Here is a 15,395-nt window from a genome sequence, read left to right on the forward strand (position 1 = left end):
CATTTGCGCTCCCCTCCCTGAAAGGGAGGGGCCGGGGGTGGGTCGATGTCTCACCGATCCCCCCACTCACGCCGAAACCACCACGCCGCTGCTCTCCAGCGACAACGTATAAGACCGCTCCCCATTGAAATCCCCGGCATAGTCCAACCGCGTGACCAGAAACCGCCCGGTCATCGTCTCGCCACTCTCGAAGCTCAGCCGGTAATCGTCCAACACGCCCGACAGCGCATTGCCCTTGACCCGGACCTCCGCCGCCGAGCCTGTGAACACCCCCGCGCCCGAAACGCTGACCGACCGCACCCCGGCTCCCGACAGCAACTCGCGCCACCCGCCCGAATCCTTCGACGTGATCGCCACCGCCTCGCCATTGACGCTCAACTGCGTCGTGCGCAGCCCCGCCACGGTGGCATAGACCACCGGCGTCGCTCCGTTCCCAACCTTCAACAGAAACGCGCTTCCCTTTTCCGCCGCCATTTGACTTCTCCTTCTTCTAAATCCTCCCCGGCACGGGGAGGGGGACCAGCGAAGCTGGTGGAGGGGCCGCCGCGCAGATGGCGGAACCCCGCGGGTCAGGACCTAATTCTCCCGCAACATCCGCACCCGAAACTCGCTCATCGCCATCCAACCGGAATCACGTGCCCGCACGATCCGGCTGCGCACCAGCCCGATCGTCACGATCCGCCACCCTTCGCCCAAAACAGGCTCGATTCCCTCGACCGCATCCTCGGCCAGCCCGACCAGCGCGCGCAGCCGCACCGGCCGTTCGCCCGCATCGAACAGCTGCACCGCGACCCGCCCCTCACGTCCGGCAATATCCTTGGTCGACCAGTCGATCAGCAGCGGCTCCTCGACCACCGCATGCGGCATCGGCCCGCGCAATGGCGGTGCGTCGAACACGGCGACCCCGTCCAGCGCCTCGCTCAGCGCAGCGCAGACCCCCGCCTGCAACATTTCGCGGGCGCTCATCGAATCAGCCCCGCGATCCAGCGCAGCGCCGGATCGCTCAGCCACCGCCGCGCAACCCCGCGCGCCTCGATCACTACACCGTCAGCATCCTCGCGCACGGCGTCACCGAACCGTTCCCGCAGCGCCACAGCAACCCGCGCACGCACCCTTGCCGCCGCCCGCTCGCCCATCCGCTTTGCCCAAGCCGAGCCGCTCACGCCGCCCGCTCCGCACTCAGCCGCACCCGCCGCCACGGTCGCCACAGCGCCGTCACCGCCGCCGGCGGCTCGCTCGTCGCCCCGGCAAACAGATGCGCCGCCAGCAACACGACGCCCTGCGCGATCGGCGCGGGCAGCCCCGCCCAATCCGCCGCCAGCCCCGCCTGATAGGTCACCCGCGCCCGCCCCGCCGCACCCGGCGACAGCACGCGAACCCACCCCTCGCCATTGGCATCGATATCAACGGCATAGGCATCCGCCGCGAAGGCGAACGAAGCTCCCTCGGCGGGCAGCCCCTCCACGGTCGTGATCGCCACCACCGGTGCCATCGCCAGCCGCCGCCAGCCGCTCCCGGCGGACACGATCGCAACATGCGTCCGCACGATCGTCGCCTGCCCGGTAAACGCCTCGCACAATGCCAGCGCACTCACCGCATGTTGCGAAATCAGCGCATCCTCGCCATCGCCCACGCTGCGCAAATGCGTCTTCACCGCATCGCGCGCAGCCGCGACCACGTCCGCCGGAAAGCCAGCGTCCATCTCATTTCTCCCGATTTATCTGAGAAGTCAGGCCAACCGCACACTCAAGATGCGCCGCCGGTTCAGCGTGTCCGGCACCACCGCCACCCCGCCCGCAACACTCATCACCACATCCTGCGTGCTGCCGTCATCGAACCCATATCGCACTGTCACGCTGCCATCGGGCACGCCATGCATCGCCCAGTTCAGCGTCAGCACGTCGGCGGCTCGCGTTCCCGCAGCCGCCCCGCTCGGCACATAGCTCGACGGCGTCGATCGCGCTTCCAGCTGCACGCCGAACAGCGTCACGCTCCCCGTCACCGCCGCGCCCGAACTCGCCAGCACCATCGCGCCCGCGCCCCAGGCCGGATACAGCACCGTGCCGCTCACGCTCGTCGAGGTCGCGATCCACGGCCGCCACCATGCGCCGCAATCCTCGATTCCGACGCCCGCCGCCGTGCCCCGGATATCCACCACCTCGCCGGTCGCGGTATCCAGCCCCAGGTCGATATTGGTCCCCAGCCGCAACACCATGAACCGGCTCGCCTTGCCCACCGCATCCTTGCGGACATAGGCGGACAGACAGATCGTCCCGCTGGTCGCGGCAATGCTCTGCGTCAGCTGCCCGAAACTCGCCCCGCCATCATTGGCCAGCGTCGCGCCCGTGCCGCCATCGGGCGCAGGCTGCCCGCCGGTGAGTGTCGCTCCCGGCGCACTCCACGGCGACACGGCCAGTTCGCCCGACCGCAACAATGCATTGGTCTGTGCCGCCTCGATCAATAGGCCGCGCGGGGCCAGCGTCAGCGGATGATAATCGAACCGCGCGACATCCGCCGCCTCGCTCGCCAGCACCCCGGCGCTCGACCAGCGCGTGGCCAAGGATGCACGCGCGAAACTCGCCCCCGGCGGCAACGTACCAGTCGAAAAGTCGAATCCGGCGACCCCGCGCCGCTGGCGCAGCTCCAGCCCGATCACGCCCATCAGTACAGCGCCAGCATATCGGCCGCCGTCGTTCCGGTCGCCCGGACATAGCGCGCACGAAACGGCAGCACCGTTCCGGCGGGCACATTCTTCCACAGCGAATCAGCGGTGCCGTTCACCCCGCGCATCGTGATGTTGCCGCCCGTGCCCACAAACAGCGCCTTGGGAATATCGCTCAGCGCATTGCTGTCATGCGGCACCACCGCCACCGCCCGCGTCGCCGGTGCCGATACCTGATCGGCATGATTCTGGAATTGGTCGCTCATAAATCCTCCCCGAAAACGAAGAAGGGGCACCGCTCGCACGATGCCCCTCCCGATAATCATGCGTGTCGAGCAGGCTCAGCTTACGCTGAACTTCAGCAGCTTGATCGCCTCGCTGTTCGTCACCGCCCCGCCCACGCGCTTGGTTGCGTAAAAGTGGACGAACGGCTTGTTGCTGTACGGATCGCGCAGCACCTGCGTCTCGCCGCGCTCGGCGATCAGATACCCCGCCTTGAAATTGCCGAACGCCACCGACAGCGAGTTCGCCGCGATATCCGGCATGTCCTCGGCCTCGACCACCGGATAGCCCAGCAACGTCGCCGGCTGCCCCGCCGCGATGCCCGGCACCCACAGGAACGCGCCATCGCTCGTCTTGAACTTGCGAATTCGCGCCAGCGTCGACGAATTCATCACGAACACCGCGCCCTGCCGGTATGGCGGCCGCAATGCCTGAACCAGGTCGATCAGTCTCTCTTCCGGGTTGGCCGAAAACGCCCCCGAAGTGCCGCTAGCGACATGCTGCAATGTCCCGAACGCGCGGCTCGTGTCCGGCGTCGCGGCGGTGGAATAGGCCAGAAAGCCCTTGGGCTTGTTGGTCCCGTTGCCGCTCACATAAGCAGCCCCTTCCGCACGGGCGAACTCACGGGCGATCTCGTCGGCCAGCCACGCCTCGACGTCGAATGCCGCATCGTCCAGCATCGTCTGGCTCGCGGCGGGGTTGGCGAACAGATCGCCCATCGGCGGCGCGATCTCGTTGAACACCGCCGTCGCGGTCTCGGCCCGCGCGCCGGTCTCCGCCGCCCAACCCGACGGCGTGCCACCCGACGCCACCAGCTTGCGATACCCGGCCGAACCCACCGTCACCACATTGGCGATCGCGCGAATGGGCGAAATGCTCGCCAAAGTCGCATCGACCAGCGCATCGATCTCACGCGGGATGGCGTAGCCCCCCGCGCCGTCGGACGCCCCCGACATCGCCTTCATCTCCAGCGACCCGGTGCCTGCCCGCAGGAACCCCTCGAACGCCGCACCATTCGGCGCCCGCGCGCCCGCCAGCATCGGTCGCGCCGCCGGCACGCCAGCAGTCTCTAGTCCCTCGAACGATTGTTCGAGTGCATCCGCCTTGATTTCCATTCCATTTCCTCCGCTTGCAAAACAAAAAAAGGCCCCGCCATCGGCGAAGCCACTGTTGCTCAAACAAAATCCGTCCTTAAGCTGCGCCCTCAGGGGGAGCGGCCATGAGCCAGTTCGAATTCTTCATGGCCTTTTACGGCCTGTTGCTCGGTCTTGCCGTGGCTGAACTGCTCGGCGGATTCGCCAATCTGCTGCGTGAACGCGCCCAGCCCAAATGGGGCGTCCTGCTCCCGCTCGTCGCGCTGCTCATCCTGGTCGAGATCAGCGCCACCTTTATCGACACCTGGGTCAAGCTCCAGGGCATCAACATCAACCTGGTCGAATTCGGCCTGCCCGCGCTTATCGGCATCTTCTATTTCATCGCCGCAGTGATTGCGTTCCCGCGGCATCTTGAGGACTGGCCGTCGCTCACCGACTATTTCCTCGCACGCCGCTACTGGATCGTCGGCCTACTCATCGCCGCCAATCTCGGCCATTTCATCACCGAAATCCCGTTCGTTCAAAAGGCCGCTGCCGAGGGGAATCCCGGTTTGATCGGCTATATCTTGCGCAACCTGCTGCTCTTTGCGACCTATATCGTCCTGATGGTCAGCCGCCGCGTCGCGGTCAGTATCGCCGCACTCGCGGTCCTGCTCGGGTTCTTCGCCTATATCTATGGCGTGCAGGCGATGCTCGCGGGCGGCTGGACCATCGCAGGAAGCCCCGCCGGATGACCCAGTTCGAATTCTTCATGACCTTTTACGGTCTGCTGCTCGGCCTTGCCGTGGCGGAACTGCTGCTCGGCTTCGGCAACATCCTGCGCCATCGCGCGCGGCCGAAGCTTGGCCTGCTCACGCCATTGCTTGGCTTGCTCGTCTTCATCATGCTGATGTCGACCTTCATGGACGCCTGGGGACGGCTTCAGGACGTCCGCATCACGATGGATTCGCTCGCACTGCCCACTGCGATCGGCGTCCTCATGTTCTTCGTTGCGATTATCGTCGTGCCCCGCCAGCCCGACGAATGGACTGACCTTGACGAGTATTTCTTCGCCAACCGGCGCTGGAGCCTTGGACTGATCCTGGTCGTGGATGTGCTGATCTACATCTACGAAGCGCCTTTCGTCGGCATCCTGATTGAACGACAGCTCTGGGATCGGTTCATTCCCTATCTCGTCGTCAACGCCGCGCTCATCGGACTGACGGTTGTAGCGCTGTTCGCCAGACCTCGCCGCATCGTCGCCGCCGCGCTTGCGGCCCTGATGCTGATCCTCGCATGGCTGTACAGCGATCTCGGCATGCCGATCTTCGCTGGCCTGCCGGAGGTAACGCGATGAGCCAGTTCGAATTCTTCATGACCTTCTACAGTCTGCTCGTCGGCCTTGCCGTGGCAGAGCTGCTGCTCGGCTTCATGAACCTGCTGCGCCACCGCCAGCGTCCCCGGCTGGGTCTGCTGACCCCGCTGCTCGGGGCACTCGTGTTCCTGCAATTGATGGCGTTGTTCATCGACGCGTGGATGAGTCTCAAGTCAGTCGAAATTTCGATGATGGGGCTGGCGGTACCCACGCTGATCGGCGTTGCCACCTTCGCCGCCAGCGTGCTGGTCGTGCCACGCGATATCGAGGAATGGCCCGATCTCGACGATTATTTCTATCGCAACCGCCGCATCGTGCTGGGTCTGCTTTTTGCCGTGAACCTGCTCATCCTCGTCCACGAATCTCCGAAGGTTCCTTCCAACGGGTTGCCCGCCTATCTGCTGGTCAACCTGACCGGGTTCAGCCTGATGACTGCAGCGATATTCCTGCGTCACCGCATTGCCATCGCTGCCAGCCTCGTCGCGCTCATCTGCCTCTATCTCAGCGTTTACAGTGGCACGCGCTTCTCGCTGTTTCGCTTCTTTAGCTATATGGTGTCGTGACCCGGCTGCACATCGCCGTTCAAAGCCTCGACCGCATGCACCCGCGCGAGCTTTTGCATCGGTCGCGCCACCAGACTGACTTCGCACAGCTCCACCCGCCGCAACTCGCGCCACCGCCCATGCCGCGCCGTCACCGTGCGATATCCGAAACTCAGCCCCGCAACCGCCCCTTTCGCCACCAGCGCCGCCAGTTCCGGCGCATCGACCCGCCCGGTCACCCGCAGTCCCCGCGCATCCTCGCCAATCGCCTCGATGACCCCGACCGGTAGCCCACGATGCTGCCACAGCAACGGCACCCGCCGCACCCGCGCCCCGAACGCCCCCGCTCGAATGACATCGCCCCCGCGATCCGGCGCATCGAACACGGCGGCATAGCCAGCGAACCGGATCATCGACCCAGCCCCCAGAACCCCAATTTCACCGCCACCCCGATCATCACCAGCGCAAGGCCCATCCGCACGATCCACCCGATTGCCGCCTTCACCGCAGACCGCTTCGCATCACGCCACGCCCCCAGCAGTTCGCGCAACTCCGCCATGTCCTTCGCAGCGCGCGGATCATCCAGCCCCAGCCGCACCAGCGCCCGGCTCGCCGCCAATTCCCCTGCCTCCTCGGCCACCGCGCGCAGCGTCGCCACATCCGCACCCTCGGCGGCTCCCTGCGCCATCAACTGCGCGAGCAAACCGCCGTTCACTGCCCGATCCCCAACATCGCGCGCTTCTCCTCGCTCGTCAGGAAATCCGCCCCGCTCACGCTGCGCCACAGCCGCTCGCGGTCCTCCGCCATCGCCGGCACTTTGTCGAGCTCGACGCGCAGCCACGCATCGGCGAACCACCCGCGCAGCCCCTGCGCCAGCTCGGTCAGGATCTTGTCCGCCAGCGGCAATATGGTCATCCGCCACACCGCCTTGTTCGCCTCGCGGTAATTGGCATAGCTGTTGTCGCCGGGCAGCCCGATCAGCATCGGCGGCACCCCGAACGCCAGCGCAATCTCCCGCGCCGCCGCCGCCTTCAGCCCGACGAAATCCATGTCGGCCGGCGTCATGCTCATCGCCTGCCACTTCAACCCGCCCTCCAGCAACATCGGCCGCCCGGCATTGGCGGCCCCCGCAAACCCCGCCTCCATCTCGCTCTTCAACCGGTCGAACTGCGCCGGTGCCAGCGCCGACCCGTCACCCGGATCATAGACCAAAGCCCCAGAAGGCCGCGCCGCATTGTCGAGCAGCGCCTTGTTCCACCGCGTCGCCGCATTGTGGATCGCCACCGCCCCCGATGCCGCGCCCAGGCACCCCAGCCCGTAATGGTCGTCGACCGGGTTGAACGCCTTCAGATGCAGCACCTGCTGCCTGCCCGCCGCATCCTCCGCCGCGATCCGCGTCACGCTGCCGCCAATGCGATAACGATAGGCGAGGGGCCACCCGCCCGCATCGGTCTCGACCGAAACCCGTTCGGGCCGCAACGCGAACAGCTCGCCCACACCGCCCGCACCATCGCCCAGCAGCTGCACATAGGCATTGCCGTGCAACAACAACTGCGCCGCCAGCGTCTCGACCAGCATCTGTCCCTGCGACCGCGCCGTCGCCAGCGCCAACAATGCCGGATCGGACGCCACCAGCGGCGCACTCGCCACGCCCTCGGCGACAATCTTCACCGCGCGCTGCGCCACCGGATTCCCCGCATAGCCCTCGCGCACCTGCGCCTCGTAGCTTTGCGGCCATTCGCCCAGCGGGGCGGTCATACCGCTCCCACGCGCCAACACCGGACGCGAAACATCGCGCCCGGACTTCCGTCCGAACCAGTTCATGATGATCTCCTAATGCCCCCTCAAACTCCCCTCCCTGCAAGGGAGGGGCGGGGGGTGGGTGCGCGCGTCTGCGCGCCTAAAGAATCGAACTACCGCTTGGTCCCAAACCAGATCACGTGCTTCGGCCCCTTGCCGTTCGACCGAGCCCGCACAGCCACTTCTTCCACCGCAAACCCGGCATCGCCCATGCGCCGCTTGAACTTCACGTCCGGCCCCGCCGACCACACCGCCAGCACGCCCCCCGGCTTCAACGCCAGCCGCGCCTTTTCCAGCCCGCGCGCGGTATACAGCCGGTCATTCTCCAGCCGCGTCAGCCCGTCCGGCCCATTATCCACGTCCAGCAGGATCGCATCATAACTCGCCCGCGCGTCCGCAATTACCACCCCGACATCGTCCATCACCACGGTCACGCGGGGATCGTCCAGACACCCCGCCGCCAGTTCCGCCATCGGGCCCCGCGCCCACTCCACGATCTTCGGCACCAGCTCGGCCACGTCGCAGCGTCCGTCCGCCCCCATCAACGCCAGCGCCGCGCGCAACGTAAACCCCATGCCATAGCCACCGATCAGCACCCGCGCCGAAGCAGGCGTTGCCAGCCGCTCCAGCGTCATCACTGCCAAAGCCTCTTCCGACCCACTCATCCGGCTCGACATCAACTCGTTGCGATCCAGCACGATCATGAAATCGCCCCCACGCCGGAACAGCCGCAGCGGCTCGCCCCCGGGGACTTCGGCAATGTCGATCAATTCACGTGGCGTCATCGCCGCTCTCTACGCGAACCTCACTGATGATGCAGCAGCTTCTCGAACCCGCTGTTCGTCTTGGTCATCTTGATGACCTTGCGCAGATACGCCCGCACCTCACGCTCGAACCGCCGCTCGTCATGCACCCCCGCCGCGACATACTCGTCCCGGTCGAGCAGCCCCTTCAGCTTCTCCCCGAACCGCGCCTGATCGCCGACGACATCGCCGCGCATCACCGCCCGGCACACAAACTCCTCGGCCAGCGCCTTGTCATAGTCGTCTTCATGCGCCCGCCCCAGCCGATCCGCTCGATCCTGATCGGTCCGCGACGCCGCAAACCGACTCTCCAGCCATGTGCGGACGACCGCGCCATCCCAAATTTTCTGCTCGCTCATTGACGGCCCTTAAATCGCATTTCGCCCGAAATCTCGAGGAAGTTGCCTTCTTAGCCCTCTCCCGTTCTTCACGGGCGCATCGGGTCGGTCATGCCCCCGGCATGACCTGAACAGCGCGGGGCGCTGTTCACCCGATGCGGGTTGGGTGAGGGCCTTCTTCTTTTGCCTGTCCTAACCAGCCCCCATCAAATCAGCCCGCAACCTGACGACAGAAGAAGACCCTCCCAACCCCTCCCGCGAAGGCGGGTGGGGCTAGAAAATCCGCGACTGTGCAGCTTGGGTCCGGCTGCTTTGGGTGGGGAACGACCGTTGCTACGCCTAACAGAATATTCAATAACGGGCTGATGTCGCTATATAAGAAATCTTGGTGGTTTGTTGCTTGGACGCTGGTTGTTTTCGTTACATTCCCTTTATGGATATCGGTACTCTGGGCGCGTTTTGGCGAAGCTGGAGTTATCGCTGGCGGTGTCTTTTGGCTAAGCCACGGTGCGGTGATGATGTTTGTGTTTCGTTGCCCTCAATGCGGGTTATCTCTGTTTCAAACCCGTAAAGGTTTCTTCGCATGGTCAACGCCGTGGCCGCGTAAAATCTGCGGCCATTGCGGCCACGACCACAGAACGGACAGGTCGCATCAGCTTGATAATTAGCCGAACGTCCGCAACTGGGTCGTAACCTGCCATTCCGCTTACGCCGCCCTACAACCCCCGCACCCCAACCTCGCCCTTCGGCCCCAGCATCAGCGCCCACACCGCCCACACCAGCGCATCCGCCCGATCCGGCGACCGCCCCGGCCCCTCATAGGCACCGCCGACGACCAGCCCGCACAACTCATCCTCCAGCTCACGAAACACGCCCGCATGGCGCACGCGGCCTTTCTCGTACAACGCCGCCACCGGCTCGGCCCGTGTCACCTTGCCGCGCGACGCATGTACCAAAGTCAGCGACATGGTCGCATTCACCGCCCGCAATACGCTCTCGACCATATCGCCGCCCTGATTCTTCTCCGCGATCACCCGGTCGGCCCCGACTTCCTTCGCGCACTGCGCCACCGCCCGCGCCCAGCCCTCGGGCGACAATCCCGCCACGCTCGCATCCGCCACCACATGCGCCACACCCTCGCTGTCCAGCGCCACCGCCACGATGCCGCACGCATCGCCGCCGGCGCTGGCGGGCGGATCGACCCCCACCACCACGCGCACGACATCCACCGGCTTCGCCCCCCGACAGCGCTCGATCATCGCCCGCGTCCACAATGCGCCCGCGACATCCTCGATCAGCTCGCCGTCCAGCTCCTGCCGCCCCAGTAACGTCGCGCCATATTCGCCAATCATCGCGCTCACGAAACTGGCGGGCAAATGCGGGTTGTCCCGCGTCCGCCCCCGTGTCTCGACGCAATCGGGCAACGCCATCACCCGCTTCATCAGCTTCACCGGGCGCGGCGTCGTCGTCACCACGATGCGCGGTCGCTCGCCGATCCGCATGCCCATCATAAGGTTATCCCAGGTCGCATCGCCGCGCCGCCATTTGGCCAGCTCGTCGCACCACGCCGCATCATGTTCAGGCCCGCGCAACTTCTCCGGCGTCTCCGACGAATAGACAAAGCCCTTCGCACCCGATGCAAAGCGCACCTCGCCCACGCTCGCCCGCCATCTGATCGCCTCGCCCGCCCGCGCCACCGCGATCAGCCCGCTTGGCCCCTCGATCATCACCTTGGCGACATCGTCCGCCGTCGCCCCGATCAGTGCGATCCGGGCCTTCTTGTCGCGCCGCGCCCATTCGCTCACCCACTCGCTGCCAGCGCGCGTCTTGCCAAAACCGCGTCCGGCGCGGATCAGCCACACTCGCCAGTTGCCCGGCGGTTCCCGCTGCCCATCATGTGCCCACGCGTACCAGCGTTCGCGCAACTCGATCTGTTGCGGGCGAGTCAAACGCGCAAGAATCCCCTGACGCCGCACCGGCGACAATTGCGCCAGCCGCTCGATCGGTGGCGTATCGTCCTCGCTCACGCATTACCCTTGGGCGCATTGTCTTCGGGTTTGCCCTTGTTCAGTTTGCTCGCCAGCGCATCGAGCTGCTTGTTCAACGCCGCATCGGTTTCTTCCGGGGTCGCGCGTTTGCCACGGATCGCGATGGCCCGGCCATCCACCGATTGCCGATGGCGGCTCAGCAATGACATGGCCAGCTGAACGGTGGCGGGTGTCAGCGCCCGCGCGCTAACCCCGCTGCCCGGCACGATCTTTGTGCCGTCCACCGGTTCGGCATCCAGAACGTCGCCCATGTTGATCGCGTTGACCCCGATCAATGCATGTTCGAGCAGCGCATTCTCCAGCCGTTCATAGCCCGCCTCCAGCGCTTCGGCCCACAAATCGGCGAATGCAGGATCGCGCCGGCGCAGCTGATAGACCCCGTTCGCGGTCATCCCCGCCGCCGCCGCCGCCCGCTTGACGTTGCAGCTGTCGGCCAGCACCGACAGAAACAGCACGCGTTTCGCCTTGGTCCAACCTCGCGCTGCAACCCGTTTTTGAACGGGTCGCCGATCGCCGGATGTAATCCTGTCCTCCATTGCCGCTCCCCCAAAAGCAATCGGGCCGGAAAGCGTTTCCGCCCCGGCCCGGTTCAGGGCCACCGCCCCGACTCGCAATTCTTCCGCCAAGGCGGCCATGCCGAGCGTGAGCACGAAATGGACTCGCCGCCCGCGCGGCCGGCGGGTCGGCGTGATGCCGAACCCGTCCGACGGCGTGGCTTTGCCACGTCGCCGCCCCGACTCGCAATTCTTCATCGTTCCTGATTTGTACCCAATCAGCGTGACGATGTCAAGCGAAATGTTCCTATTTGGTTATTCATTACCCCAAACTCTCTTCTGCTTGCGGGAGAGGGGGGAGCAACAGGCCGTCGGAAGGGTGAGGGCCTGTCGATAACCATAGGGACGAAGCTCTAACCGACCACCCCCGCCCATGCTGCAACCTCGTCGTCGCGTCGTCGCGTCACACGAACCGCTCCGGCAATCCCCGTCGCCGGATCGATCTCAACCACGCCCTCCCACTCGAACGTCGCATTGCCTTCGATCGTCACCCGATCGCCCCCGCTTGGCCCCTCGGCCCGTACCCGCACGCGCCCGCCAGGATTGAACACCGTCATCATGCCACCAAACGACACCCGCCCGGTCAGCCCCGCCGCGTGCGCCGACGCCCCCATCGCCGTGCCGCAAGCTTCGGTCAGCCCGACGCCGCGCTCATAGGTCTGCACGAACAGATCCTGTCCCCGCACCTCGACGAAACTCACATTCGCCCTATCCACCAGCAAATCGGGCCGCGCCTCGCACCAGTCGCCCAGCGCGACCAGCTCGGCCACGTCCACTTTGTCCGCGAACGCGATCAAATGCGGGTTCGGCATCGCCACCCCGGTGAACGCCCGTCCGTTCGGCAATCCCGGCACCCCCGAATCGATCACCGGTGCCGCCACGCGCAGCCCCACATCCACCGGGTCTAACGACACCGGCCCCACCGTCGTCCGCACGGTATAAACGCCCGCGCTCAGTTCATCCGCCAGCGCCACCTCGGCACTGCTCGTCTTCAGCTTCACCCGCGCCGCGCTCAGCCCCAGCGCCTCAAACCCCGCCCGCGCCACGCACCGCAGGCCGTTCAGGCACGTCTCCGGCTCCGACCCGTCGGCATTGATAACGCGCATTCCGAAATCATGGGCGGCATCACCCGCGACCAGCAACAACACCCCGTCCGCGCCAACCGGCCCGGACCGGTCGCACAATGTCCGCGCAATCCGCGACCACTCCGCATCCGACAGCGTCAGCGCGCGGGCGTCGACCAACGCGAAATCATTCCCCGACCCGTGGCATTTGGTGAAAGCGATCTCCATGCCCCGCATCTAGACCCGCCATCGTCGCACGCAACCGCAGTTCGCCTGGGCCCCCGCAAACCCGTACTGGCGCTCGCCTTCCCAAGCTGCAACAAGGTCGGCGATGGACGGCATTCTGTTTCTCGCCCTCGTGGTTCTCGGCGTCGTTGCCGCAGCACAGGCTCAGAAGCTGAAGCAGCTGACACGCCGCCTCGACCAGCTCGAACGCACCCGCCCCGCGCCGGTCGAGTTCATCGCCGCGGAAGCGGCACCACGTGTGGAACCCGAACCGGAAGCCGCCCCGCTCGAAACGGCCACGGTCTGGACTGCGTCCCCTGCACCGCCCGAACCGGTCGAAGCCGAACCGGAGTCGGCGTTCGTCGCTGAACCCACCGCTCGCCCCGGCCTCGAATCGCTTATCGGCGCACGCCTGCCCGTCTGGATCGGCGCCATCGCCCTCGTCGCGGCGGGATTTTTCCTGGTAAGATACTCCATAGAAACCGGCCTCCTCGGCCCCGCCGTCCGCACCACGCTTGCCGCACTCTTCGCCGTCGCGCTGGTCGCTGCCAGCGAGGTCGCCCGCCGCCTCCCCGCCACCAGCGACGATCCGCGCATCGCCCAGGCACTGGCCGGGGCAGGCATCGCCAGTGCCTACGGGACATTATATATGGCGGCCGCGCTCTACCATCTGATCGCGCCGCTTCCGGCCTTCATCCTGATGCTCGGCGTCACCGCGATCGGCCTGTTCCTGGCGCTGCGCCACGGCCCGCCCACCGCCATCCTCGCGCTTGTCGGCGGCTTCGTCGCACCGCTCGTCGCCGGATATGACGCCGCCGGGATCGCGCCACTGCTGGTCTATCTCGCACTGTTCACCGGCGCATTATTCGGTCTGGCAATACAGCGCGGCTGGGCCTGGCTCGCCATCGCCGCCACCGTCGCCGGGTTCGGCTGGATCAACTTCCTGCTGTTCGCGCTCGGCGGAAACGATCTCGCCGCCCCGGCAGGATTCGCCGTTCTTCTGGCCATAGCCGCCAGCCTCGCGCTCCCCCGCGCCGGTGTGGAATCCGCGTGGCTCCGGCTCGCGCCGCTCGTCGCCGGCCTCGTCCAGCTGCTCGCCTTCGCCCCTGCGCTCGACTTCAGCCCGCTCGGCTGGGGCCTATATTTGACCCTCGCCGCCGCCGCGCTGATCCTGGCGTGGCGCGACGACCGCTACCTGCCCGGCCTGCTCGCGGCGTTGGGCCTTACGCTCGTCCTCATCACCATCGGCCTGACCATGTCGCAACCCGGCATCACACTCACCGCGACGATCGTCGCCGCCATCCTGTTCGCCGCGCCCGGCCTATGGCTCCTTCATAGGGCTCGCAGTTGGGCGATTGTCGCGCTCGGTGGCATCGCCGCGCCGGTCATGCTGGCCAATCTCCTCGTGTCCAACCGCCTCACCGACTGGCGATGGGCCACGCTCGAACTCATCGCTGCCGCCCTCGCCTTATGGGTCAGCTTCCGCCGCCGCGCACAGATTGACACCCGCGATCCCGGCCTCGTCGGCGGCGCGCTCACCGCCGCAATCCTTGCCGCCGCCGCGCTCGGCCAACTCGCCGGGTTCGACTGGCTCGCCCTGCCGCTCACCGCCATCGCGCTGGCGCTCGGCTGGTGGGCGCGCGAGACCAAAGACGCCACGCTGTTCCAGCTCCCCACGCTCGCCATCGCCGCAACCCTCATCGCGGGCATCATGCCGCTCGGCACCTATGTCGAGCTCATTGCCACCTCCGCCAGCGGCGAACACCTTACCTACAATCTGCTCCCCAATCTCGGTGAAGCCTTCCGTCATATCCTCCCGCCGCTCGTCGCCACTGCAATCCTGCTCGCCGACCGCCGTCAATTCGCCCGCGCCCGCCCCGCCGCGCTGATCGCCGCGATCGTGATCGGCCTGCTCCTTCTCTATCACCTCGCCAAGCTCCCGTTCGCCATCGCCGATGAACCCGCTTTCATCGCATGGGGCTTTGTCGAGCGGGCACTCATCACCCAGGCGCTGTTCGCCGCTGGCTGGCTGCTCCTGCGCCGCCCCGGTCTCGGCACGGCGGGCATCTATCTGTTCGGCCTCGCGCTCGTCCGCTTCGCCTGGTTCGACCTCATGTTTCTCAACCCTGCGCTGGTCGCACAGCAGGTTGGCGGTATTCCCCTCCTCAACGCTGCCGTCCTTCACGCCGCGCTCGCCGCCGCCTGGTGCTGGACCTTTGCGATCGACCGTCCGTGGCGCAATCTCGGCATGGCCTTCACCCTCGTCGCCGTCGCCATCGGCATCCGTCAGGCCGCGCACGGCACCCTCCTGACAGGCCCGCTGGGGACCGGAGAGACTTACGGCTATTCCGCCGCCTTCATGCTGCTCGCACTCGGCTGGCTGGCGCTTGGTATCCGCAGCGGCGCACGCGACCTGCGTTTCGCCGGCCTCGGTCTGCTCACCGCCGTCACGATCAAGGTTTTCCTCGTCGATGCCTCGGCCCTTGACGGACTTCTCCGCGTGGTCTCCTTCCTCGGCCTAGGTATTGCGCTCATTGCACTCGGCTGGGTCTACACCCGCTTCCTCGCAACTCGACCGAAAGCGTCAGTAGAACCAACCTGACCCGATCAGGCATCTCGGCCTCACACC

At 66.2% G+C, this 15,395-nt stretch carries 19 protein-coding genes; 4 read left to right on the forward strand and 15 right to left on the reverse strand.

The annotated features are described in order from the left end of the window. Positions 1-66: 66 nt before the first annotated feature. The 7 genes from U1702_RS14930 to U1702_RS14960 all read right to left on the reverse strand — a co-directional run bounded on the left by U1702_RS14930 (position 67) and on the right by U1702_RS14960 (position 4,059). Complete coding sequence (locus U1702_RS14930; protein ID WP_332725977.1) at positions 67-474, reverse strand: phage major tail protein, TP901-1 family; 408 nt, start codon at positions 472-474, stop codon at positions 67-69. 102 nt (positions 475-576) lie between these two features. After that, positions 577-966: a DUF3168 domain-containing protein gene (locus U1702_RS14935; RefSeq protein ID WP_332725978.1), complete on the reverse strand. Its 390-nt coding sequence runs from the start codon at positions 964-966 to the stop codon at positions 577-579. Then, positions 963-1,163, reverse strand: coding sequence for a hypothetical protein (locus U1702_RS14940; RefSeq protein WP_332725979.1), 201 nt, complete (start codon positions 1,161-1,163; stop codon positions 963-965). The genes U1702_RS14935 and U1702_RS14940 overlap by 4 nt, the downstream gene beginning before the upstream one ends. Then, on the reverse strand, positions 1,160-1,702 hold the full coding sequence (locus U1702_RS14945) for a head-tail connector protein (RefSeq protein WP_332725980.1): 543 nt from the start codon (positions 1,700-1,702) through the stop codon (positions 1,160-1,162). Before U1702_RS14945 ends, U1702_RS14940 begins: the two co-directional genes overlap by 4 nt. 27 nt (positions 1,703-1,729) lie before the next feature. Further along, on the reverse strand, positions 1,730-2,662 hold the full coding sequence (locus U1702_RS14950; protein WP_332725981.1) for a phage head spike fiber domain-containing protein: 933 nt from the start codon (positions 2,660-2,662) through the stop codon (positions 1,730-1,732). Next, a complete protein-coding gene (locus tag U1702_RS14955; protein ID WP_332725982.1) occupies positions 2,662-2,928 on the reverse strand; it encodes a spike base protein, RCAP_Rcc01079 family in 267 nt (88 codons plus the stop codon). The genes U1702_RS14950 and U1702_RS14955 overlap by 1 nt, the downstream gene beginning before the upstream one ends. A 75-nt stretch (positions 2,929-3,003) precedes the next feature. Further along, positions 3,004-4,059 carry a phage major capsid protein gene (locus U1702_RS14960; RefSeq protein WP_332725983.1) on the reverse strand — a complete coding sequence of 352 codons (1,056 nt, stop codon included), beginning with the start codon at positions 4,057-4,059 and terminating at the stop codon, positions 3,004-3,006. 104 nt (positions 4,060-4,163) lie between these two features. Here U1702_RS14960 and U1702_RS14965 point away from each other — a divergent pair, with 104 nt between their 5' ends. The 3 genes from U1702_RS14965 to U1702_RS14975 are packed head-to-tail and all read left to right on the forward strand — an operon-like array spanning position 4,164 to position 5,955. Next, entirely contained in the window at positions 4,164-4,772 is a 609-nt protein-coding gene (locus U1702_RS14965) for a hypothetical protein (RefSeq protein WP_332725984.1), read from the forward strand. Beyond that, positions 4,769-5,374, forward strand: coding sequence for a hypothetical protein (locus tag U1702_RS14970; RefSeq protein WP_332725985.1), 606 nt, complete (start codon positions 4,769-4,771; stop codon positions 5,372-5,374). Before U1702_RS14965 ends, U1702_RS14970 begins: the two co-directional genes overlap by 4 nt. Continuing rightward, on the forward strand, positions 5,371-5,955 hold the full coding sequence (locus U1702_RS14975; RefSeq protein WP_332725986.1) for a hypothetical protein: 585 nt from the start codon (positions 5,371-5,373) through the stop codon (positions 5,953-5,955). Before U1702_RS14970 ends, U1702_RS14975 begins: the two co-directional genes overlap by 4 nt. Here the strand turns inward: U1702_RS14975 and U1702_RS14980 are convergent. The 8 genes from U1702_RS14980 to dapF all read right to left on the reverse strand — a co-directional run bounded on the left by U1702_RS14980 (position 5,940) and on the right by dapF (position 12,769). Continuing rightward, positions 5,940-6,347: an HK97 family phage prohead protease gene (locus tag U1702_RS14980; RefSeq protein ID WP_332725987.1), complete on the reverse strand. Its 408-nt coding sequence runs from the start codon at positions 6,345-6,347 to the stop codon at positions 5,940-5,942. The genes U1702_RS14975 and U1702_RS14980 overlap by 16 nt on opposite strands. Further along, positions 6,344-6,649 (reverse strand): DUF6127 family protein, encoded by a 306-nt coding sequence (locus U1702_RS14985; RefSeq protein WP_332725988.1) that lies wholly within the window; start codon positions 6,647-6,649, stop codon positions 6,344-6,346. The genes U1702_RS14980 and U1702_RS14985 overlap by 4 nt, the downstream gene beginning before the upstream one ends. Next, positions 6,646-7,758, reverse strand: coding sequence for a phage portal protein (locus tag U1702_RS14990; protein WP_332725989.1), 1,113 nt, complete (start codon positions 7,756-7,758; stop codon positions 6,646-6,648). The genes U1702_RS14985 and U1702_RS14990 overlap by 4 nt, the downstream gene beginning before the upstream one ends. 89 nt (positions 7,759-7,847) lie before the next feature. Continuing rightward, positions 7,848-8,519 carry a spermidine synthase gene (locus U1702_RS14995; protein WP_332725990.1) on the reverse strand — a complete coding sequence of 224 codons (672 nt, stop codon included), beginning with the start codon at positions 8,517-8,519 and terminating at the stop codon, positions 7,848-7,850. 20 nt (positions 8,520-8,539) lie between these two features. Further along, a complete protein-coding gene (locus tag U1702_RS15000) occupies positions 8,540-8,896 on the reverse strand; it encodes a hypothetical protein (RefSeq protein WP_332725991.1) in 357 nt (118 codons plus the stop codon). Between the two features lie 695 nt (positions 8,897-9,591). Next, entirely contained in the window at positions 9,592-10,902 is a 1,311-nt protein-coding gene (locus U1702_RS15005) for a DNA-packaging protein (protein ID WP_443026851.1), read from the reverse strand. Beyond that, the gene (locus tag U1702_RS15010) at positions 10,899-11,675 is read right to left on the reverse strand and encodes a hypothetical protein (RefSeq protein WP_332725992.1); all 777 of its coding nucleotides are present in this window, start codon (positions 11,673-11,675) and stop codon (positions 10,899-10,901) included. Before U1702_RS15010 ends, U1702_RS15005 begins: the two co-directional genes overlap by 4 nt. A 155-nt stretch (positions 11,676-11,830) precedes the next feature. Further along, on the reverse strand, positions 11,831-12,769 hold the full coding sequence (gene dapF, locus U1702_RS15015) for a diaminopimelate epimerase (RefSeq protein WP_332725993.1): 939 nt from the start codon (positions 12,767-12,769) through the stop codon (positions 11,831-11,833). Between the two features lie 103 nt (positions 12,770-12,872). Here dapF and U1702_RS15020 point away from each other — a divergent pair, with 103 nt between their 5' ends. After that, positions 12,873-15,368 (forward strand): DUF2339 domain-containing protein, encoded by a 2,496-nt coding sequence (locus tag U1702_RS15020; protein WP_332725994.1) that lies wholly within the window; start codon positions 12,873-12,875, stop codon positions 15,366-15,368. Positions 15,369-15,395 lie beyond the last annotated feature (27 nt).

It is taken from the genome of Sphingomonas sp. LT1P40 (assembly GCF_036663835.1).
GTDB lineage: Bacteria > Pseudomonadota > Alphaproteobacteria > Sphingomonadales > Sphingomonadaceae > Sphingomonas.